21 protein-coding genes are annotated in these 20,130 nt (G+C 70.8%); 16 read left to right on the forward strand and 5 right to left on the reverse strand.

The genetic code is table 11. The features are described 5' to 3' along the window. Positions 1–147 precede the first annotated feature (147 nt). Together AB0B89_RS05120 and AB0B89_RS05125 are read right to left on the reverse strand one after the other, a co-directional pair. On the reverse strand, positions 148–837 hold the full coding sequence (locus AB0B89_RS05120) for a DUF5667 domain-containing protein (protein ID WP_358548342.1): 690 nt from the start codon (positions 835–837) through the stop codon (positions 148–150). A gap of 120 nt (positions 838–957) precedes the next feature. Next, positions 958–1,611, reverse strand: coding sequence for a sigma-70 family RNA polymerase sigma factor (locus tag AB0B89_RS05125; RefSeq protein WP_358548345.1), 654 nt, complete (start codon positions 1,609–1,611; stop codon positions 958–960). Between the two features lie 175 nt (positions 1,612–1,786). Here AB0B89_RS05125 and AB0B89_RS05130 point away from each other — a divergent pair, with 175 nt between their 5' ends. Beyond that, positions 1,787–3,442 carry an antibiotic biosynthesis monooxygenase gene (locus tag AB0B89_RS05130; protein WP_358548347.1) on the forward strand — a complete coding sequence of 552 codons (1,656 nt, stop codon included), beginning with the start codon at positions 1,787–1,789 and terminating at the stop codon, positions 3,440–3,442. Positions 3,443–3,450: 8 nt separating this feature from the next. On the opposite strand, the gene AB0B89_RS05135 is transcribed toward AB0B89_RS05130, so the two are convergent. Continuing rightward, a complete protein-coding gene (locus AB0B89_RS05135; protein ID WP_358548349.1) occupies positions 3,451–3,699 on the reverse strand; it encodes a glutaredoxin family protein in 249 nt (82 codons plus the stop codon). 242 nt (positions 3,700–3,941) lie between these two features. Here AB0B89_RS05135 and AB0B89_RS05140 point away from each other — a divergent pair, with 242 nt between their 5' ends. The 13 genes from AB0B89_RS05140 to ccsA all read left to right on the forward strand — a co-directional run bounded on the left by AB0B89_RS05140 (position 3,942) and on the right by ccsA (position 17,415). Then, positions 3,942–4,637 carry a redox-sensing transcriptional repressor Rex gene (locus tag AB0B89_RS05140; protein WP_358548351.1) on the forward strand — a complete coding sequence of 232 codons (696 nt, stop codon included), beginning with the start codon at positions 3,942–3,944 and terminating at the stop codon, positions 4,635–4,637. After that, the gene (locus AB0B89_RS05145) at positions 4,634–5,977 is read left to right on the forward strand and encodes a glutamyl-tRNA reductase (protein ID WP_358548354.1); all 1,344 of its coding nucleotides are present in this window, start codon (positions 4,634–4,636) and stop codon (positions 5,975–5,977) included. Before AB0B89_RS05140 ends, AB0B89_RS05145 begins: the two co-directional genes overlap by 4 nt. Next, complete coding sequence (gene hemC, locus AB0B89_RS05150; RefSeq protein ID WP_358548357.1) at positions 5,974–6,906, forward strand: hydroxymethylbilane synthase; 933 nt, start codon at positions 5,974–5,976, stop codon at positions 6,904–6,906. The genes AB0B89_RS05145 and hemC overlap by 4 nt, the downstream gene beginning before the upstream one ends. After that, on the forward strand, positions 6,903–8,585 hold the full coding sequence (locus AB0B89_RS05155; protein ID WP_358548360.1) for a uroporphyrinogen-III synthase: 1,683 nt from the start codon (positions 6,903–6,905) through the stop codon (positions 8,583–8,585). Before hemC ends, AB0B89_RS05155 begins: the two co-directional genes overlap by 4 nt. Positions 8,586–8,661: 76 nt before the next feature. After that, positions 8,662–9,651, forward strand: a complete 990-nt coding sequence (hemB, locus tag AB0B89_RS05160) for a porphobilinogen synthase (RefSeq protein ID WP_358548363.1) — start codon at positions 8,662–8,664, stop codon at positions 9,649–9,651. 82 nt (positions 9,652–9,733) lie between these two features. After that, a complete protein-coding gene (locus tag AB0B89_RS05165) occupies positions 9,734–10,387 on the forward strand; it encodes a bifunctional DNA primase/polymerase (protein WP_358548366.1) in 654 nt (217 codons plus the stop codon). A gap of 71 nt (positions 10,388–10,458) precedes the next feature. Beyond that, complete coding sequence (hemL, locus tag AB0B89_RS05170; protein WP_358548369.1) at positions 10,459–11,763, forward strand: glutamate-1-semialdehyde 2,1-aminomutase; 1,305 nt, start codon at positions 10,459–10,461, stop codon at positions 11,761–11,763. A 50-nt stretch (positions 11,764–11,813) separates the two neighbouring features. Then, positions 11,814–12,785 carry a LysR family transcriptional regulator gene (locus AB0B89_RS05175; RefSeq protein ID WP_358548372.1) on the forward strand — a complete coding sequence of 324 codons (972 nt, stop codon included), beginning with the start codon at positions 11,814–11,816 and terminating at the stop codon, positions 12,783–12,785. A 13-nt stretch (positions 12,786–12,798) separates the two neighbouring features. Continuing rightward, a complete protein-coding gene (locus tag AB0B89_RS05180) occupies positions 12,799–13,440 on the forward strand; it encodes a histidine phosphatase family protein (RefSeq protein ID WP_358548375.1) in 642 nt (213 codons plus the stop codon). A 90-nt stretch (positions 13,441–13,530) separates the two neighbouring features. Beyond that, complete coding sequence (locus AB0B89_RS05185; RefSeq protein WP_358548378.1) at positions 13,531–14,109, forward strand: TlpA disulfide reductase family protein; 579 nt, start codon at positions 13,531–13,533, stop codon at positions 14,107–14,109. Between the two features lie 18 nt (positions 14,110–14,127). Beyond that, a complete protein-coding gene (locus tag AB0B89_RS05190) occupies positions 14,128–14,859 on the forward strand; it encodes a cytochrome c biogenesis protein CcdA (RefSeq protein ID WP_358548381.1) in 732 nt (243 codons plus the stop codon). Beyond that, positions 14,859–16,442, forward strand: coding sequence for a cytochrome c biogenesis protein ResB (locus AB0B89_RS05195; RefSeq protein WP_358548384.1), 1,584 nt, complete (start codon positions 14,859–14,861; stop codon positions 16,440–16,442). The genes AB0B89_RS05190 and AB0B89_RS05195 overlap by 1 nt, the downstream gene beginning before the upstream one ends. Further along, positions 16,432–17,415, forward strand: a complete 984-nt coding sequence (gene ccsA / locus AB0B89_RS05200; RefSeq protein ID WP_358548387.1) for a cytochrome c biogenesis protein CcsA — start codon at positions 16,432–16,434, stop codon at positions 17,413–17,415. The genes AB0B89_RS05195 and ccsA overlap by 11 nt, the downstream gene beginning before the upstream one ends. Positions 17,416–17,538: 123 nt before the next feature. Here ccsA and AB0B89_RS05205 read toward each other — a convergent pair whose 3' ends face one another. Then, on the reverse strand, positions 17,539–17,847 hold the full coding sequence (locus AB0B89_RS05205) for a PLDc N-terminal domain-containing protein (protein WP_358548390.1): 309 nt from the start codon (positions 17,845–17,847) through the stop codon (positions 17,539–17,541). 223 nt (positions 17,848–18,070) lie between these two features. On the opposite strand from AB0B89_RS05205, the gene AB0B89_RS05210 reads away from it, so the two are divergent. Together AB0B89_RS05210 and AB0B89_RS05215 are read left to right on the forward strand one after the other, a co-directional pair. Beyond that, positions 18,071–19,105 carry a hypothetical protein gene (locus AB0B89_RS05210; RefSeq protein WP_358548394.1) on the forward strand — a complete coding sequence of 345 codons (1,035 nt, stop codon included), beginning with the start codon at positions 18,071–18,073 and terminating at the stop codon, positions 19,103–19,105. A 10-nt stretch (positions 19,106–19,115) separates the two neighbouring features. Then, positions 19,116–19,361 (forward strand): hypothetical protein, encoded by a 246-nt coding sequence (locus AB0B89_RS05215; protein ID WP_358548396.1) that lies wholly within the window; start codon positions 19,116–19,118, stop codon positions 19,359–19,361. 269 nt (positions 19,362–19,630) lie between these two features. On the opposite strand, the gene AB0B89_RS05220 is transcribed toward AB0B89_RS05215, so the two are convergent. After that, complete coding sequence (locus AB0B89_RS05220) at positions 19,631–19,870, reverse strand: BldC family transcriptional regulator (protein WP_189165217.1); 240 nt, start codon at positions 19,868–19,870, stop codon at positions 19,631–19,633. Positions 19,871–20,130: the final 260 nt, after the last annotated feature.

The raw sequence follows: 20,130 nt of genomic DNA on the forward strand, positions 1-20,130 counted from the left end.
GGTGGAGTCGGTGTACGTGGCGTTAGCGCGGCATGACGTCTGGCGCACGTCATGGATGCGCCCAGATAAGCGGACCTGGCGGGAAACGTAGATCATGCAGGTCGTGGACGGCTCCGGGCGTGTCCCCGCCTGGTGAGGAGGCGTACGTCAGGGAGCCAGGTCGTCGATCATGTCCAGGTACGCGCTGGCCTTCATACGGTCGTCGCCGCCCAGTTGCGGGATCATCGGCTCCACCACGTCCCGCTGCTCCTCGGTGAAGCGCCTCAACGTGGGCGTGTGCCTACCCGGGCGCTTCACGTGGCCCAGCGCGGACAGGGCCGAGCGGGTCGTCGAGGTCATCTCGTCCAGGGTCGGCCCGATGAGCTCGGTGCGCCGGGAGTCGGGATAGCCCAGCAGCGCCGCAGCCTCCGTTGCGCGGGAGTGCGCGGCGCTCAGCTCACGCTGGGCCCGCTCCACGTCGTTGGTGGTCAGGCTGAGCAGGGTGGCCTCCGCCGCCCGCTTGATCGGATAGAGGCGGTCGCCGGGCACCGCGGCGTAGGTCTCCAGCCCGGTGAAGAGCATCAGACCCGTCACGGTCACGATGAGGGCGCCGGGCCGCAACCGGACCAGCAGGGGAGTGCGCCGCCTGTGACCCGCGGTCTCGGGAGCGATCTCCGGGCCGGTCGCCTGGGCGGCGAGCAGCTCTCCACGCAGCCGGGCGCGGAAGTCGGGCCGCGGGCCGTGGCCGGGCTCGGCGCCGATCTCGTTGAGCCGGGAGACGAAATGGGCTTGGGGCTCCCGTCGCGTGACGGCGGCCCAACGCCTGAGCAGCCACCGCGAAGGCCCCCACTTGCCCATGAAAGCTCCCTGCCGCGCGCACTACGATGATCCATAGGTGCTACTTGCCCAACGATGCGGGGAGCCTTCAGGTTACGGCTGCCCGGCTCACTCCGGATTCCTCACGAGCGCCACCCTAGATCAACCCAGGTCGCCCGGCAGTGCCCTGGCCAGGGCACGGATCGCGCGAAACTGCAGGGCCTTGATCGCGCCGCTCTTCTTCCCCATGATCAACGCCGTCTCCGCGAGGGTCATTCCGTGCAAGAAGCGCAGAACGATGCATTCCTGCTGTTCAGGGCCGAGATCGCGCACCGCACGCAGGATGCGCTCGTTGACCATGGTCGCGACAACGGCGTTCTCGGGGATGTGCGGGCCGTCCACGGGGGTGTCCAGCACCTCGGCGGTGGAGACCTCGATGCGGTAACGGGCGGACTTGAAGTGGTCGGTCACCAGGTTCCTGGCGATCGTCACCAGCCACGCGCCGAAATCCCTGCCCTGCCAGGTGAAGTCGGCGATGCGCCGGAGCGCGCGCAGGAACGTCTCGCTGGTCAGATCCTCCGCCAGGGCGTGACAGCCGACCCGGAAGTAGACATAGCGGTACACAAGATCGACGTATCGGTCGTACAACGCCGCGAAGGCGTCGGCGTCGCCGGTTTTGGCGCGGAGGACCACTCTCCGGAGCTCATCGATGTCCGGTGAGGGGCGCTCCCGCTGGTCAGCGGCGGCGCGCGTGGAGTTCACAGTGTCGGCCGATCCTGGAGGGGAAAGCCCGGCGACCGACCATGAGTTCGACATCCGGTATCCCTGGGGAGGAAAGGGAAGGGCGCGTGCGTGCTCGAACACTCTAGAAATCATCGGGAAATTACACAATCCACTTTGCCTCAGTAACTACCACGCGTAACAGGAGTCATGCGGCAGTTCCGGCATCGGCTACCGGTTTGGAGGTAATGTCCGGCAGAGTTGGGCCATCATGGAAGTCCTCGTTGCCGTCACCGCCTTCGCCGGTGCACTGTTCGCCGCCATCACCACTGGCATCCTGGTCGGACGTCTCCGGGACGAACGGAGCGGCTGGCTGATCGCCTGGACCGTCACCACCTCCGCCCTCTGCCTCGCCCTGGGCGCGGTCGCCGTCGGGCACCTGATGAAGTTCGGGCCCGTGACCTTCCGCGTCTACCAGATCACCGGAGCCTTCCTGGCGCCGTTCTGGCTCGCCATCGGCATGATCCAGCTCCTCGCGCGGAAGGCGCCCGCGAAGTTCGCCACCTGGCTGCTCGGCATCGCCTTCACGCTGATCACGACCGTGATCCTGATCCTCGACCCGATCAGCGAGTCCGACAAGTTCGCCTACACCCTGCCGCTGGGCGAGACCCACTGGACCATCATCCCGACGGCCCTGCTGTACGCCGCCCACGGCCTCACGTACCTCATCCTGATCGGCTGCCTCATCCTGGCGGTGCTGCGCTGGCGCGGCGGCGACGACCTCGACGCCGACAACATGCACGCGGGCGTGGTCCTGGCGCCGACCGGGCTCGCCCTGGTGGGCGCCGTCCGCTTCGCGATCCCCGGCGTCTTCGCCGCGCTCGTGATCACGCTCATGGTCGGGGCCGTGTGGTACGCCGTCGCCCGCCCGCTCGCGCCGTACGACGAGGAGCGGGACGACGCCGACGACGACTGGGACGACGAGCGCCCGCCCCCCCGCCGCCAGGCTCCCGAGGCCGCGTACGAGTCCGGGCCCCTGCCCGCCGCTCCCGCCGCCTCGGCCCCGTCTCCGCGACGCTCCGGCCTCGGCGATCTCGTGGCGGAGTACCGCGCGGGCGACCAGGGAGACGTGGACTTCGCCGCCCGTATGCAGCCGTCCGGCGCCTTCGGCGGCCCGAGGACCGGCGAGGTCTTCGGCCCGGACGCGGCCGGGGGCCTCCCCGGACAAGGACTGCCGGGGCAAGGCCGGCCCGGCCAGGGCCTCCCGGGGCAAGGACTTCCCGGGCAAGGGCTCCCAGGGGCCGGCCTCGGCGGCGCGGTGGGATCGAACATGCCGGGCCAGCCAGGGTCGTGGCACGCCGGTTCCCCGGGGGACCCGGGCCAGCAGGGATGGGACCCCGGTGCGGCGGCCTACCCGGGGCAGAACGGGTCGCATCACGCCCCGGGCCAGCAGGACTTCTCCATGCCCGCCACCGGAGCGCTGTTCCCCGGCAACGAACTCCAGCCGCCCTTCGGCCGCCCGGACCAGCCCGCCGCCTCGGGAGGGGGGCGCCGCGCCGACGTCCCGGTCGCGTCCTCGGGCTCGGTCAGGCCCTCGCCCAGCATCTACGGCCTGCTCACCGTCTTCACGCTGATGGACGGAGCCGGCGAGGCGTTCGACCGCCTCGCCGAGGAGACCGTCGAGGCCGTACGCCGGAGCGAGCCCGACACGTTGATCTTCATCTGCCACGCCGTCAAGTCGGCGCCCCTGCAGCGCATCGTGTACGAGCTCTACCGCGACGAGGTGGCGTTCACCGAGCACCAGCGCCAGGCGCACATGGAGCGCTTCGCCCGCGAGCGGGTGGCCCACGTGCTCGCGGCCAACGTCATCGAACTGAACGTCAACGCCGCCAAGGTGGTGCCGCTGCCCACGGCCTTCCGCGTCTGAGGGATGGGCTAGGAGGCCAGGGCGGCGCGGAGGCGGGTCTCGTCGACGCGCCAGAAGTCGTGCTGGACGCCGTCGATCAGCGTGACCGGGATCATCTCCCAGTAGGCCTTCTGGTCGTCCTCGGAGAGGGTGATGTCGCGCTCGTCCCAGGAGACCCCGAGATCGGCGGCCACGCGCTGGATGACGGCCCTGGCGTCGTCGCAGAGGTGGCACCCGGGCTTGCCGAGCAGGGTGATCGTGTGGTCTCGCGGAGCCATGAGCCCAGCCTAACGGCCCCGCCGGCCGTGTCATGGATCACAGTCAGTGGGCCGGATCCGGGACCGCCACCCCTACCTGGGAAAGTTGACACCCGAGAGACGACGTTCACACTTTGTGCATAGCTTCACAAAGGTACTAACCTGGATGCCTGCGCCCTCTCCTCGACATCTGTCAACCGCGAGCGCGGCCGGGGGCGCACCGGCCGCCCGTCCCCTGGAGTTCCGGCCAAGTGATCCGCCGCATGTCCCAAGCGCGTGAACGTGGCATCCCCGATGCGACCGTCGCGAGGCTGCCGCTGTACCTGCGCGCGTTGAACGGGCTCGCGGAGCGGGGCACCGCCACGGTCAGCTCGGAGGACCTCGCGGTGGCCGCCGGGGTGAACTCCGCCAAGCTGCGCAAGGACCTGTCGCACCTCGGGTCGTACGGCACGCGCGGGGTGGGGTACGACGTGGAGTACCTGATCTACCAGATCTCCCGTGAGCTGGGCCTCACCCAGGACTGGGCCGTGGCCATCGTCGGGGTGGGCAACCTCGGACGGGCGCTTGCGAACTACGGCGGGTTCGTGTCCCGCGGCTTCCGGGTGGCCGCGCTGTTCGACGCCGACACCGGCGTGGTCGGCGAGCGTCTCGTCGGTATGGCCGTGGACCACATCGACCAGCTCGAAAGCGTGATCGACAAGCGGGGGGTGTCGATCGTGGTGATCGCCACGCCCGCGACGGCGGCGCAGCAGGTGGCCGACAGGGTCATAGCCGCGGGGATCACGAGTATCTTGAACTTCGCCCCCGTCGTGCTGACAGTGCCTGACGGAGTCGATGTCCGCAAGGTCGATCTCTCGACCGAACTGCAAATCCTTGCGTTTCATGAGCAGCGCAAAGCGGATCGCGAAACAGGGAGTCCCATGATGGCTGGAGACTGGGCCGAGGCGATGGACGCATGAGCCTTCTCGCTGTTGGTCTCAGCCACAGGACCGCGCCGGTGGCATTGCTCGAACGCGTCGCGGTGACCGGCGACGCCCTCGTGAAGCTGCTTCACGACGTCCAGAGCGACGCGCACGTGTCCGAGGTGATGATCGTCTCCACGTGCAACCGCGTCGAGGTCTACGCCGACGTCGAGCGCTTCCACGGCGGCGTGACCGCCGTGACCGACCTTCTCAGCGACCACTCCGGGATCCCCCAGGAGCAGCTGACCCGCCACCTGTACGTCCACTACGAGGACCGCGTCGTCGAGCACCTGTTCACGATGGCCTGCGGCCTCGACTCGATGGTGGTCGGCGAGGGGCAGATCCTCGGCCAGGTCCGCCAGTCGCTGCGGCTCGCCCAGGAGCAGGGCACCGCCGGCACGACGCTCAACGAGCTGGCCCAGCAGGCGCTCCGCGTCGGCAAGCGCGCCCACACCGAGACCGGCATCGACCGGGCGGGCGCCTCCCTCGTCGGCGTCGGCCTCACCCTCGCCGAGCGGGTCCTCGGCCCGATCGCGGGCAGGCGGGCGCTCGTGGTGGGCGCCGGGTCGATGAGCGCGCTGTCCGCCGCGACGCTCTCCCGCGCCGGGGTCACCGACATCGTGGTCGCCAACCGCACCTTCGAGCGCGCCGCGCGCCTGGCCCAGTCCGTCGGCGGGCGCGCCGTCGAGCTGGCGGAGGTCGAGCGCGAGCTGGCAGGCGCTGACCTGGTCATCTCCTGCACGGGAGCGGGTAGCGTTGTCATCGGCACCGATATGGTGGCGCGAGCCGAACGCGACAGACCGCTCTTCCTGCTCGACCTCGCCCTCCCGCACGACGTGGACCCGGGTGTGCGCACGCTTCCTGGCGTCACGCTCGTCGACCTTGAGTCGATGCAGGAGGCGGGGCTCGGCGAGCAGGGTCAGGGCGGCGGCTCCGACGACATCGTCGCGGTCAGGTCCATCGTGGCCGCCGAGGTATGCGAGTACCTCAGGGCCGAGCGCGTGGCCAAGGTCACGCCGACCGTGGTGGCGCTGCGGGCCAAGGCCGCCGACGTCGTCGAGGCCGAGCTGGGGCGTCTTGTGACGCGGGTGCCCGAGATCGACGGGCGGCTGCGGGGCGAGATCTCCCAGACCGTCCGCAGGGTCGTGGACAAACTGCTCCACGAGCCGACTGTGCGTGTCAAGCGGTTGGCGGCGTCCCCAGCGGGCGATCATTATGCTGAGGCGCTGCGCGAGCTGTTCGACCTGAACCCGAAGGTGCCCGAGGCAGTGACAAGAGCCGACGCGGCCGAGGTGGAGACCGATGTGACCGGTCGAGCCGGCGAGGAGGAGGCATGACCGAGGGCCTGATCACGGCACGGGGCGTCCTCCGGCTGGGCACGCGGCGGAGCCTGATGGCGACCACCCAGTCACAGCTGGTGGCCGACCGGCTGACCGCGCTGACGGGGCGCACCGTCGAGCTCGTCGGCGTCACGACCTTCGGCGACGTCACCAAGACCCACCTGGCGCAGCTCGGCGGCACCGGGGTGTTCGTCAGCGCCCTTCGCGACAAGCTCATCGAGGGCGAGATCGACTTCGCGGTCCACTCTCTCAAGGACCTGCCGACCAAGCCCGACCCACGCGTGGTCATCGCGGCCATCCCGCCGCGCGACGACCCCAGGGACGCTCTGGTCGGCCCTGCCAAGCTCACCGACCTTTCGCCCGGCGACCAGGTGGGCACGGGCTCCCCGCGCCGCGTGGCTCAGCTGCGCGTGCTGCGGCCCGATCTTGAGTACGTCCCGATCCGCGGCAACGCCGACACCCGCATCGGCAAGGTGACCTCCGGAGAGCTGCGGGCCATCGTGCTGGCCGCCGCCGGGCTCGGCCGCATCGGGCGCGAGGCCGAGATCTCCCAGCTGTTCGAAGTGCCCGAGATGCTTCCCGCGCCCGGCCAGGGGGCGCTCGCCGTCGAGTGCCGCGCCGGCGACGCGGCGCTGATCGACCTGCTCGGCGTGCTCGACGACGCGCACACCCGCGCCGCGGTGACCGCGGAGCGCGCCGTGCTCGCCACCCTGGAAGCCGGTTGCAGCGCGCCCGTAGGTGCGTACGCGGCCGTTGACGGGCACATTCTCAACCTGACCGCCGCCGTGGTCGCCTTCGATGGCACGCGGTCGGTGCGCAAGTCCACCGCCGGTGATCCCTCGGCAGCCATGGAGCTCGGCCGCGAACTCGCGACCGCCATGATCTCCGAGGGGGCCGGCATGTTGATGGGGGAGCGGACCCATTGAGCTCCGGAAGCAAGACCGGCAAGACGGCCGACACCACGACGGCCGGCACCATGACGGATGAGAGCGGCGAGGCCGTGGAGAGGAGCGCGGCCACGACGGGCGCGACGGAGACGGCCGGTGAACGCCATGCCGGGTTCGTCGCCTTCGTAGGGGCCGGACCGGGTGACGAGAACCTCCTCACCCTGCGCGGCGCCGACCTGCTGTCACGGGCCGACGTCGTCGTGCTCGACAGGGAGTCCTACGGGGCCCTGCTGCGCCACTGCCCCGAGGACGTCAAGGTCATCGACGTCGCGGAGGACACGGGCGCGGTGCCGCTGAAGGCCGTCCAGGAGGCCAAGGCGGGGTGCCGGGTCGTGCGCCTTTGCGCGGGCGACCCCGGCTTCTTCTCCTCGGTCACCGAAGAGGTGGCGGCCTGCGCCAAGGCGGAGGTCGACTTCGAGATCGTCCCGGGCGTGCCGCCGGCGACGGCGGTGCTCACCTACGCGGGCATCGCCCCGGCCGTCGCGGTGCCGGAGTTCCGCATCGTGGACGCCACCCAGGTCGACGACTGGTCCGTCCACGCCGGTTCCGCGGGCACGGTGGTGATCTACAACGGCATCGCCGAGGCGGTCGCGATCGGCAAGGCGCTCATCGCCGGGGGCAAGCCCGACACCACCCCGGTGGCCGTCACCCAGAGCGGCACCACGACCGAGCAGTACACCGTGGTGTCCTCGCTCGGCAGGCTCGCCGCCGACCTCAAGCACGCCGGCATCGCCGAGCCCGCGCTGATCGTCGTGGGGGAGGCCGTCGGCACGCGCGACCGGCTCTCGTGGTTCGAGAACAAGCCGCTGTTCGGCTGGCGCGTCCTTGTCCCCCGCACCAAGGAGCAGGCCGCCGGGCTGTCCGAGCAGCTCAGGTCGTACGGCGCGGTGCCCGAGGAGGTGCCGACGATCTCCGTGGAGCCGCCGCGCACCCCCCAGCAGATGGACCGCGCCATCAAGGGCCTTGTGACCGGCCGCTACGAGTGGGTGGCCTTCACCTCGGCCAACGCCGTCAAGGCGATCAGGGAGAAGTTCGAGGAGTACGGCCTCGACGCGCGGGCGTTCGCCGGCCTGAAGGTCGCGGCCGTCGGCGAGGCCACCTCGAAGGCGCTGGTGGAGTTCGGGGTCAAGCCCGACCTCGTGCCCGTGGGCGAGCACTCCTCCGAGGGACTGCTCGCCGAGTGGCCGCCGTACGACTCCATGCTCGACCCGATCAACCGGGTCCTGCTCCCCAGGGCGGACATCGCGACCGAGACGCTCATCGCCGGGCTCACCGAGCTCGGCTGGGAGTGCGACGACGTGACCGCCTACCGCACGGTGCGGGCGGCCCCGCCGCCCGCGCCGATCCGCGAGGCGATCAAGGGCGGTGGCTTCGACGCCGTGCTGTTCACCTCGTCCAGCACGGTCAGGAACCTCGTCGGCATCGCCGGCAAGCCGCACAACGTCACGGTGATCGCGGTCATCGGGCCGCAGACCGCCAAGACCGCTGAGGAGTTCGGCCTGCGGGTCGACATCATGGCCGACAATCCGTCGGCTTCGGCGCTGGCGTCCGCGCTCGCGGAGTACGGTGCCAAGCAGCGTCAGGCGGCCGTCGCGGCCGGTGACGTCCCCCGGCGACCCTCGCAGACACGCAGAGGTGCTCGCCGCCGAGCCAAATAACCGAACAGTCGATTTCCCCATCGTCGCGCCTCGCGCGTACGCGAGATCCGGGACAGGGTCGGGGAGGGGAGACAAGATGAGCAACGCGGAGTTTCCGGTGGCGCGGCCTCGGAGGCTGCGACGCACCGCGCCGATCCGCCGCATGGTGGCGGGCACCCGGCTGCACCCGGCCGAGCTGGTGCTGCCGATGTTCGTCAAGGAGGGCGTGAGCGAACCCCAGCCGGTCACGTCGATGCCCGGCGTGGTGCAGCACACGCGCGACTCGCTGCGCAAGGCCGCCCACGACGCCGCCGAGGCGGGCGTGGGCGCGCTCATCTTGTTCGGGATCCCGGCCGTCAAGGACGCCAGGGGATCGGCGGGCGACGACCCCGAGGGCATCGTCCAGCTGGCCCTGGGCGACCTGCGCGCCGACCTCGGCGACTCCATCGTGGTGATGAGCGACACCTGCCTCGACGAGTTCACCGACCACGGGCACTGCGGCGTCCTCACCGCCGAGGGCGAGGTCGACAACGACGCGACCCTTACGCGCTACGCGTCGGTGGCGGTCGCCCAGGCGGCGGCCGGGTCGGAGGTGATCGCCCCCAGCGGCATGATGGACGGCCAGGTGGGCGCGATCCGTTCGGCGCTGGACACCAACGGCTTCTCGCACATCCCGATCCTGGCCTACTCGGCGAAGTACGCCTCGGGCTTCTACGGGCCGTTCAGGGAGGCCGCCGAGTGCGCCCCCCGGTTCGGGGACCGCAGCGGCTACCAGCAGGACCCCGCGGGCCCGGTGGGCGAGGCGCTGCGCGAGGTACGCCTCGACCTGGCCGAGGGCGCGGACGCCGTCATGGTCAAGCCCGCGCTGGCCTACCTCGACATCCTGCGGCAGGTGCGCGACAGCGTCGACGTGCCCGTCGCGGCCTACCAGGTGAGCGGCGAGTACGCCATGGTCGAGGCGGCGGCGGCCAACGGCTGGATCGACCGCGAGCGCGTCATCATGGAGTCGCTCATCGCCATCAGGCGCGCCGGGGCGGACATGATCCTCACCTACTGGGCTACTGAAGTGGCCAGGAGACTATCCTGACGGGCCATTTCCGGGGGTCGGGTCACCTTACGCGGTCCCCATCGGGCATCATCGGGGAAAGGCAGGGTGGGGGAGGAACACGATGGTGGGGGTACCGCTGACGGCTCGCCGGGCGAAACGGCGCGGCCGTTCCCATGCGAAAGCGCAGATGATCGCCTCGGTGCTCGAGTACGCCGAGCTGGGGTGGGCCAGCTGTCTGGGCGCCCACCCGCTGCGCGAGGGACGGCGGGCCTGTTCTTGCGACCGCGTCGGCTGTCCCGACCCGGGGGCGCATCCGCTGTCGCCGGCCTGGCAGATGATGGCGACCACGGACACCGCTCAGCTCACCCGATGGTGGGAGCAGAATCCCGAGGCGAGCGTGATCCTTCCCACGGGCAGGGTCTTCGACGTCTTCGACGTACCCGCGGCGGCGGGCCAGCCGGCCCTCGCCGCCATGGATGCCTCTGGCTTCGCCACGGGCCCGGTCGCCGCCAGCGGCGACCGGGTCCTTTTTTACGTCGCCACGCGAGGCGCCCCCGAGGACGAGGACGAGTGGTGGTCCTGCCACCTCGACTACGGCCCCGAGACCATCGAGGACTCTCCCGGGCTCCGCTGGCACTGCCGCGACAGCTACGTCCTCGCCCCGCCGTCGTCGCTGGCCGACGGAAGCCAGGCCCGCTGGCTGCGGCCTCCCGACGGGCGTCCCCTTCCCGACCCTCTGCACGTCCTCGACCGCCTGGCCGACGCCATCGACTGAGCCCTCGCGCTCACCCCTGCGGCCCCCGACTCGGCTGACCGGCCCGGCGCCCCGGGGACTAACCTTGACGCGTGAGCCGCACGAAGATCTCAGAGAACCTGTTCGAACGCGCCCGGGCCGTCGTGCCGGGAGGCGTCAACTCGCCGGTGCGCGCCTTCGGCGCCGTCGGCGGCACCCCGAGGTTCATGGAGTCGGGCGACGGCCCCTACATCGTCGACGCCGACGGCAACCGCTACGTCGACCTCGTCTGCTCCTGGGGCCCGATGATCCTCGGCCACCGGCACCCCGCCGTGGTGGAGGCGCTGACCGAGGCCCTGTCACGCGGCACGTCCTTCGGCACGGCCACGCCGGGTGAGGTCGAGCTGGCGGAGGAGATCGTCTCCCGGGTCGGCCCGGTCGAGAAGGTCCGGCTGGTCAGCTCCGGCACCGAGGCCACCATGTCGGCCGTACGGCTGGCGCGCGGCTTCACCGGGCGCTCGCGCGTCGTCAAGTTCGCCGGGTGCTACCACGGGCACGTCGACGCCCTGCTCGCCTCCGCGGGCTCGGGCGTGGTGACCTTCGGGCTGCCCGACACCCCCGGTGTGACGGGCGCGTCGGCGGCGGACACGATCGTCCTTCCGTACAACTCGCCCGAGGCGGTCACCGAGGCCTTCGAGGCCTACGGTGACGACATCGCGTGCGTGATCACCGAGGCATGCCCGGCCAACATGGGCGTTGTGCCGCCGGCCCCCGGCTTCAACGCGCTGCTGCGCGAGCTGTGCACGGCCAGGGGCGCCCTTCTCGTCATCGACGAGGTCCTCACGGGCTTCCGCGTCTCCGCCTCCGGCTGGTACGGCCTGGACCCCGTGGACGCCGACCTGATGACGTTCGGCAAGGTCATGGGAGGTGGCCTGCCGGCCGCGGCGTTCGGCGGGCGGGCCGAGGTCATGGACCGGCTCGCGCCCGAGGGCCCGGTCTACCAGGCGGGCACCCTCTCGGGTAACCCCCTGGCCTGCGCCGCCGGTCTGGCCACCCTGCGGGCCTGCGACGACGAGGTGTACGACCGGGTGGACGCCGCGGCCCTGATCATCGGCCGCGCCGCCTCCGACGCCCTGGCCACCGCCGGGGTGCCCCACCGGCTGCAGACGGCGGGCAACCTGTTCTCGATCTTCTTCACCCCCGGCCCGGTCACCGACTTCGCGGGCGCCCGCGCCCAGGACACCCCGGCGTACCGCGCGTTCTTCCACGCCATGCTCGACCAGGGCGTCTACCTGCCGCCGTCGGCGTACGAGGCGTGGTTCCTGTCGGCGGCCCACGACGAGGAGGCGCTGACCCGGGTCGTCGAGGCGCTGCCCGCCGCCGCGAAGGCCGCCGCTTCCGCGTCCTCCCAGGGGTGACCCTTCAGCCCAGGCGGGACTTACACCGATAAATCGTTTAGCATCGCTATATGCTGGATCTGCACCGCCTGAAGGCCCTGCACGCCGTCGCCGTGTACGGCTCGGTCGGCGCCGCCGCCGAGGCGCTCATGGTGACACCGTCGGCGATCTCCCAGCAGCTCGCCAAGCTCGAACGCGAGACCGGCTCGACGCTCATCGAGCGCAGCGGGCGCGGGGTGAAGCTCACCGACGCGGCCGGCCTGCTCGCCGAGCACGCCGAGCGCATCCTGGCGCTGGTGGAGACGGCGGAGGCCGATTTCGAGGCGCTGCGCGGCACGGTCGTCGGGCGCCTGTTGATCGCCGCGTTCCCGACGGCCGCCCGGGGCGTGCTTCCCCGCGCGCTCAGGGAGCTGAAGCACCGCCATCCCGATCTCGACCTCGTGCTCTACGAGCGGGAGCCCGAGCGGCAGGTCCGCGAGGTGGCGCGGGGCGAGCTAGATCTCGCCCTGGTCCAGGACTGGCTGAACCGGCCGATGGCCATCCCCGAGGGGCTCTCCCGGGTCCCCCTGTTCGACGACGTGGCCGACGTGGTGGTGCCCGCCGGCCATCCCCTGGCCGACCGGCGCGAGATCGACCTCGCCGAGTTGCACGGCGAGCGTTGGATCAGCTCCTCACCGGGCACGGTCTGCCACGACTGGCTGGTGTTCACCCTGAGGACGGCGTCGCTGGAGCCGGAGTTCTCATGCATGGCCGACGAGTACCCGACGCAGATCGCCCTGGTGGGGGCCGGGCACGGCTGTGCCATCGTGCCGCGCCTCGGCAGGGAGGTCCTGTCCTCCGACGTCCGGGCCGTTCCGATCCTTCCGCGTCCGACCCGCCGCATCTTCGCCTTGTGGCGCACGGACGCCGCCCGGCGCCCGGCGATCCGCGCGGCCGTCGACGTGCTGCGGCAGATGAGCCCGCCCTCCGGGCTCCTGCCGGTCTCAGAGGATGTCGGGCGGTCCGCCACGTCTAGTCATGCCACGGCCGGTCTGGCCCAGTAGGCTGGTGTCCGTCATGACTGAAAGCACCGTTGTTCACCTGCTCCGCCATGGAGAGGTGCACAATCCCCAGGGTCTGCTTTACGGCAGATTGCCCGGATATCACCTTTCCGAGAACGGCCGCTCTATGGCCGAGATGGTGGCCAAGGCGCTCGCGGGCCGCGACATCGTCGCGTTGTACAGCTCACCCCTGGAACGCGCCCAGGAGACCGCCACCCCGCTGTCCACGACGCTGGAGCTCCCGATCCAGACCGACGCCAGGCTGATCGAGGCCGACAACGTCTTCGAGGGCCTGGTCGTCGGCGGCATGTTCCGGGCGCCCGCCAACTACCGCCACCTGTGGAACCCCGCCCGTCCCTCCTGGGGCGAGCCGTACGTCGAGATCGTCAAGCGCATGCGGCCGATGATCGACGACGCGCGTGCCGAGGCGCGGGGGCACGAGGTGGTCCTGGTCAGCCACCAGCTCCCGATCTGGATCATCAGGCTGGCCGCGGAGGGCCGCAGGCTGGCGCATGACCCGCGCAAGCGGCAGTGCGGGCTCGCGAGCCTCACCAGCTTCACCTTCGAGGGCGACCGGCTGACGAGCGTGGGCTACAGCGAACCGGCGGGGGCGCTCGTCAAACCGCCTAAACTACTCAAACCGGCCAAACGTCGTTAGTCGCCGGTGCCCGCCCCGATTTCGAGGGCGTGCGGTGCGCTGGGTAGGGTTTGAAGCTCTACCGCTTGTAGTGCAAGGAGATCCTCCTCCGTGTCCGCGAAGTCACGTGCCCTCGTCACCATGGTCCTTGCCATGACGGCTCTCGCGGGCTGCGCCGGAACCCCGGCATCGCAGCCGCAGTCCGGCGACACGCGCTTCGTGGCGGGCGACGGCGCGGTGCGGCTCTTCCCGGCCGGGGAGCGTCAGCCCGCCCCGGCGATCCAGGGCGAGACGCTGGAGGGCACCCCCGCGAGCCTCGCCGACCACAAGGGCAAGGTCGTGGTGCTCAACTTCTGGGCCTCCTGGTGCGCTCCCTGCCGCAGCGAGGCCCCCGTGCTCAAGGACATCGCCGCCAAGACCAAGGACAGCGGCGTCCAGTTCCTCGGCGTCGACTTCAAGGACGACAAGGCGCAGGCCATGGCCTTCCAGCGCACGCAGCAGCCCGGGTATCCCAGCCTGTACGACCAGCCCGGCAAGGTCGCGCTCGCGTTCCACGGCATGGTGAACCCTGCGGCTATCCCCTCCACGCTGGTGCTCGACCGGCAGGGCAGGGTCGCCGCCCGCGCCCTCGGAGAGGTCAAGTACTCCGATCTCTACGACGTGATCACCAAGGTCGGCGATGAGAAGTAGCGACCACGTGGGTGCGCCGTGACCGACCTCGCGAGCACGGTCGCGGCCGGCTCGCTGATCGTCGCCCTGCCCGTCGCGGTGGCGGCCGGGCTGGTGTCGTTCCTCTCGCCGTGCGTGCTGCCGCTGGTCCCCGGATACCTGTCGTACGTCACCGGCATGAGCGGCGACCCGAGGCGCGGGCGCATGGTGGCGGGCAGCGCCCTGTTCGTGCTGGGCTTCTCCCTGGTCTTCGTGCTGGGGGGCGCGCTGTTCGGCAGCCTCGGGGCGATGCTGTTCGGTAACGCCGAGGTGGTCACCCGCGTGCTCGGCGGCCTCACGATCGTGCTCGGGCTGGGTTTCCTCGGACTGATCCCCGGCCTCCAGCGGGACGTGCGCATCCACCGCTTCCCCGCCGCGGGGATGGCGGGCGCGCCCCTGCTCGGCGTGGTGTTCGGCCTCGGCTGGACGCCGTGCATCGGCCCCACGCTGTCCGCCGTGCTCACTCTGTCGCTCGACCAGGCCAGCGCGGTGCGGGGCGCGGTGCTGGCCTTCGCGTACGCGCTGGGCCTCGGCCTGCCGTTCGTCCTCGCGGCCCTGGCCTACCGCAGGGCGCTCCACACGTTCAAGGCGGTGCGCCGCCACTCCCAGCTCATCACCCGTATCGGAGGCGCCATGCTCGTCCTCGTCGGCGTGCTGCTGGTGACCGGCCTCTGGGGCCAGATCATCGCGGGCATGCAGGGCTGGGTGGGCGGATTCGAGCCGGTGATCTGATGACGTTCACCCAGGAGGTCCGGGCCGACCCGGCGGGCCCCGCCGGCCTCGGGCCGATGGGCTGGCTGCGCTGGGCCTGGCGCCTGCTCACCTCGATGCGCACGGCGCTGATCCTGCTGTTCCTGTTCGCGCTCGCCTCGGTGCCGGGCTCGATCTACCCGCAGCGGTCGATCAGCCCCGAGAAGGTCGCGCAGTACTTCAAGGACAGCCCCGGCGTGGCCAGGTGGCTCGACCGCCTCGGGCTCTTCGACGTCTTCACCTCGCCGTGGTTCGCGGCGACCTACCTGCTGCTGTTCCTGTCGCTGGCCGGGTGCGTCATCCCCCGGGCGGCCGCCCACCTGCGCGAGGTCCGGCGCACGCCTCCGGCGGCCCCGCGCAACCTGTCGAGGCTTCCCCAGCACGCCTCCTTCGAGGCCCCCGGCGCCACGGTCGAGTCGATCGCCGCACAGCTCAGGAAGAAGCGCTTCCGCACGGTCACCGGCCCCGGCTGGGTGTCGGCCGAGAAGGGCTACCTGCGCGAGACCGGCAACCTGCTGTTCCACGTCGCCCTGCTCGCCCTGCTGGTCGCGGTGGGCGCGGGCGGGCTGTACGGCTACCGGGGCAACGTGCTGCTCGTCGAGGGGAACGGCTTCGCCAACACCGTCGCCGCCTACGACAGGTACATCCCCGGCCAGAACGTGTCGGCCGAGTCCCTGGAGCCGTTCTCCTTCACGCTCTCGGACTTCCAGGCCACCTACGTCGCCACGGGGGACCGGCGCGGGCAACCGCTCGACTTCTCGGCCAAGCTCAGGGTGACCGACCGCCCAGGGGCGCGTGAGCGGCCGTACGACCTGCGGGTCAACGAGCCGCTCGACGTCAACGGCACCCAGACCTACCTGCTCGGGCATGGGTACGCCCCCACGTTCAAGATCCTCGACGGGAAGGGGCAGGTGGCCTTCGAGGGGCCGGTGCCGTGCCTGACCGCCGACCAGGTGACCTACACCTCCGAGTGCGTGATCAAGGTGCCGGACGCCGTGCCCGACCAGCTCGGGTTCCTGGTGCGCTTCCTGCCGACGACCGTGCCCGCGCAGGACGGCTCGTACGTCTCGGTCTTCCCCGGCGCCGCCAACCCCACGGCCCAGGTGTTCGCCTTCTCCGGCGACCTCGGGATGAAGTCGGGCCGGCCGCAGTCGGTCTACCAGCTCGACACCAAGAACCTCAAGCCCCTGGTGATGGGGCTCAACACCAAGCCGCTCGCCATCGGCGAGACCCTGCCGCTGCCCGGTGGCGCCGGGTCCATTCAGCTCACGGGCGTTCGCGAGTGGATCAGCCTCCAGATCGCCTACGACCCCGGCCGGATCCCGGCCCTGATCGCCGCGGGCCTGTCGGTCCTCGGGCTCGTGCTCTCGCTCACCGTCCGCCGCCGCCGGGTCTGGGCGCGGGTCAAGGAGGGGGAGGGCGCGACCGAGGTCGAGGTCGGCGGGCTGACGCGCACCGAGGGCGGCCCCGGCTTCGCCGAGGAGTTCTCCCAGATCGTCACGGCCCTTCGAGGTCCCGAGGCCGGCGATGCCGCCTCGCGTCAAGGAGTAAAGGATGCCCACTGACGTCAACTCAGGGCTCGCCACGCTCAGCGACCAGCTGATCCTCGCGACCGTCCTGCTGTATGTCCTTGCCATGATCGGCTACGCGCTCGATCTCGGCTTCGGCCGGGCCCGGGCGGCCGAACCGGCACGCGAGCTCGTCCCCGCCGGCGGCGGGGCCGTCGCCGAGGCGGGCGAGGTCACCACGACCGACGCCCGTACGGGCGGGGACGGGACGGGCTCCGCGGCCGGCGCGGGAGGCACTCGGCCCGCCTGGGCCGCCCGTGCGGGCACTCTCGCGGTCGCGTTGAGCTGTGTCGGATGGGCCGCCAACCTCGGGGCCATCGTCACCCGGGGCTTCGCGGTGGGCCGCTGGCCCTGGGGCAACATGTACGAGTTCGTGGTGGCGATCTGCTTCGCCGCCGTGACCGCGTTCCTCGTGATGCAGGCCAGGCAGCCGGTGCGGTTCCTCGGGGCCTTCGTCTCGGTCGCGGCGGCGCTCGGGCTCGGCTTCGCCGTCCGCTACCTGCACGTGCAGGCGGGGCCGGTCGTGCCCGCGCTCAACTCGTACTGGATCGCCATCCACGTCACCGCCGCGATCTTCGCGAGCGGCCTGTTCATCGTCGCCGGGGTCTCGGGGATCCTGTTCCTGGGCCGCAAGGACGGGCCGTCGCGGCTCCCCGGGCGCGACGATCTGGAGCGCGTCGCCCACCGGGCCATCGTGATCGCCTTCCCGATCTGGACGTTCGCGGTGATCGCGGGCGCCCTGTGGGCGGACAAGGCGTGGGGCCGTTACTGGGGCTGGGACCCCAAGGAGGTCTGGGCGTTCATCACCTGGATCGCCTACGCGGCCTACCTGCACGCCAGGGCCACCGCCGGATGGCGCGGCCGGGCGGCGGTGATCGTCCAGCTGATCGCCTTCGGCTGTCTGCTGTTCAACCTGGTCGGGGTGAACATCTTCCTGTCGGGCCTGCATTCCTACGCGCAGGTGCCGTAGGCCCTTAGGCGTCCCCTGAACGGCCCGCTCGTCCCCTACGAGCGGGCCGTTCCGCCGCCCGTGCCCGCCGATGAGGCCGGTACGGGCATGCTGTCTCTGTGGGTCAGGGAGACGCGCGGGGGGTCAGTCGTCCTCCCTGCGGAGGCGCCGGTCTAGGTCGCGGAGGAAGTCGGGGTCGTCGTCGGGTCCACGGGGCACGGAGGGCCGGGGCCGGCCGGCGCGGCCGATGCGCTGTCGCTGAACTGCCTGCTCGCTCTGGGGGCGGCCGAGCAGCAGCCACAGAAGGCCACCGAGGTCGACCAGGAGGACGACGATGAGAACCCACAGGAGCTTGGGCAGGTTCCTTACGTCCTCCTCCGGTGTGGTGATCACATCGAACAGGCAGTAAAGCCAGAAGGCTAACAGGGCCAGGCCAAGAAGCACGCTAGGCATGTCCGCAGCGTAAGCCATTCGACGGTAGATCGTGTTTTCGGGGCGTGACAGCGTCCCCCGGATGTCCCCGGATGTCCCTCGGGAGCCGGGCGGATCCATCCCCGTAGGACATTCCTGATGACTTCCCGAGCGGCCTCGTCGTACCGTGGACCGTGACCACGCTTCGCGGACGTGAGAGGTGCGTGCCGTTGTTCGCGCTCGCCCGGGCCCCCTGGCCGTCGCCTTGACGGCGTATTCCGGCGACAGGGGTCGCCATCGCAGAGGGCCGCGCTGGCGGCAGAAGGCGCCGTACGGCCTTCCCCGCCGCGGAGAGTCCCCTCGCGAGGGAACCCCGGAGCCCACGGACGGCAGAGACGGCCGTCCCGAGTCCTTCCGTGAGGGGCGTCCCGAGTCGTTCCGTGAGGGGCGTCCCGAGTCGTTCCGTGAGGGGCGCGCCGATCAGGCGCGCGACCGTACGGACTATCGCGACAGCGGGCGCAGGGCGAACCGCAGGGAGAGCCGCGCCGACGCGTTCTGGCAGGGCGAGCAGCCCCGGGCCGACGCCATGCGCGCCGTCACCGCCCCCGTGGTCGACCGGCCGCAGTACATCTGGCGCGACTTCGAGCTCGACGACGAGCCCCCGCTGGCCCAGCCCAACTCGCCCGACACGCCGGACATGCGCGACGGGCTGAAACACTGCGGCCCGCTGGAGCAGATCCTCTACCGCCAGTGGGACGCGGTGAACGGCCCCCCGTCGGCCGACGCGGTGCGCGCCGTGGACAGCCTCGCCCGGCTCCCCGAGCGCCTGAAGGCCCTCCTGGCGGTCGGACTCGACGGCATCTACGTCGGGCCCGGTGGCGTGCCCGATCTGGACGACATGGGCTATCTCCGGGGCGCGCCGCTGCCCTCGGGCAAGGCGACCTGGGACGTCTGCGCCGGCGCGTACGGCGACCGCAAGATCGTGGTGGGCGACCGGCCCTCGCCCACGCCCGACGTGATGATGCACGAGACCGGTCACGCTCTCGACGACATCGACTCGGCGCCTGGCGAATGGGTGTCCGACTCGCCGGAGTTCGTCGCCCTCTACGAGGAATGCGGGCACCTGTTCGCCTCGGCGTTCCACAAGCAGCCGGGTGGCCTCGGCCGCAAGGAGTTCTTCGCCGACGCCTTCGCGGCCATCGCCTCCCGGCAGCGGCCGGCGCTGCTCGACATGCTGAACGGAGACACCCGGGCCGCTCTCAATGTCATGCTCTTCTTCAACCGGCGCTACGGAATCTAGGTGATCCGCCATGTACGTCATCCGGCTCGCGGACGGGACGTTGCGGATACCGCATTCCCTCACCAGTGACGATGGCCGCCTGATCGGCAACGCCTACGTGGAGCTCGCGCCCAGCGACCCCGACTACGACCGCTGGCTGCCCGAGTCGATCACCGAGGAGCAGGACGCCGAGCGGCGCAGGCGCTGGAAGGACGAGAACGACGACCTGGAGCGCGAGTTCCTGGCGTTCAAGGAGTCGCAGGCCACCGACCACTGAGCTCCGGCTCCGGGGGAGTGCGCGCCGGACGGCCGCGTGCCGGTGGCGAGCCCGCTCGTGGCGCCATGGAAGTGACGCCACCAGGAGGGCCGCACCGGCCGGACACGGAGAACAGATCGCACCCGTAAAGGCATTAAAGGCGCGTCCTAAAAAGAACAGTGACCCTGCGGCTTCCGGGGGGCACGCAGGATCACCGGGTGGTGCAACGTGGCTTCGAGCCCACCGTGCCCCCCGATGGTCGCCAGGGACGGCGTGCTCTCGCCGGTACATCAAACACGTGGTGAGTCGCCGCTCGGCCGTTCGGCCGTTAGGACTTCCTCACCACGCAGGAGAGCGTGCACCTCCGACTCGCGGAAACGCCGGTGCCCTCCGGGGGTACGGATGCTGCTGATGCGGCCTGCCGCTGCCCAGCGCGTAACCGTTTTTGGATCGACCCGGAAGAGGGCGGCAACCTCTCCGGGGGTCAGCAGACGTTCGCTGCTACTCTCCACAATCTCTCCCCCTCGCATCCCGCATCCTGAAGCGGGCGGACAGGTATCCAGTTTGCTGAGCGGAAATCTGATATATCCGTGATTTAGATCGAAAGATCACGGGTTGTTATCAGCTGACTGCCCGTTTGTTATATGATAGAGCCTCTTTGGGGCGCTCGTGGGTGTTTCTTTACAAAAGCGCCGTGTTGGGAACACTAGCAGTGCTCGCTCCCGATGCGAAGTGAGCGGTGTAAAGCTCCACGGACGTAATCGGCTCCCCACCCAGAGGCGGCCAGTAG

This window comes from Sphaerisporangium sp. NPDC049002, from assembly GCF_040649355.1.
Classification (GTDB): domain Bacteria; phylum Actinomycetota; class Actinomycetes; order Streptosporangiales; family Streptosporangiaceae; genus Sphaerisporangium.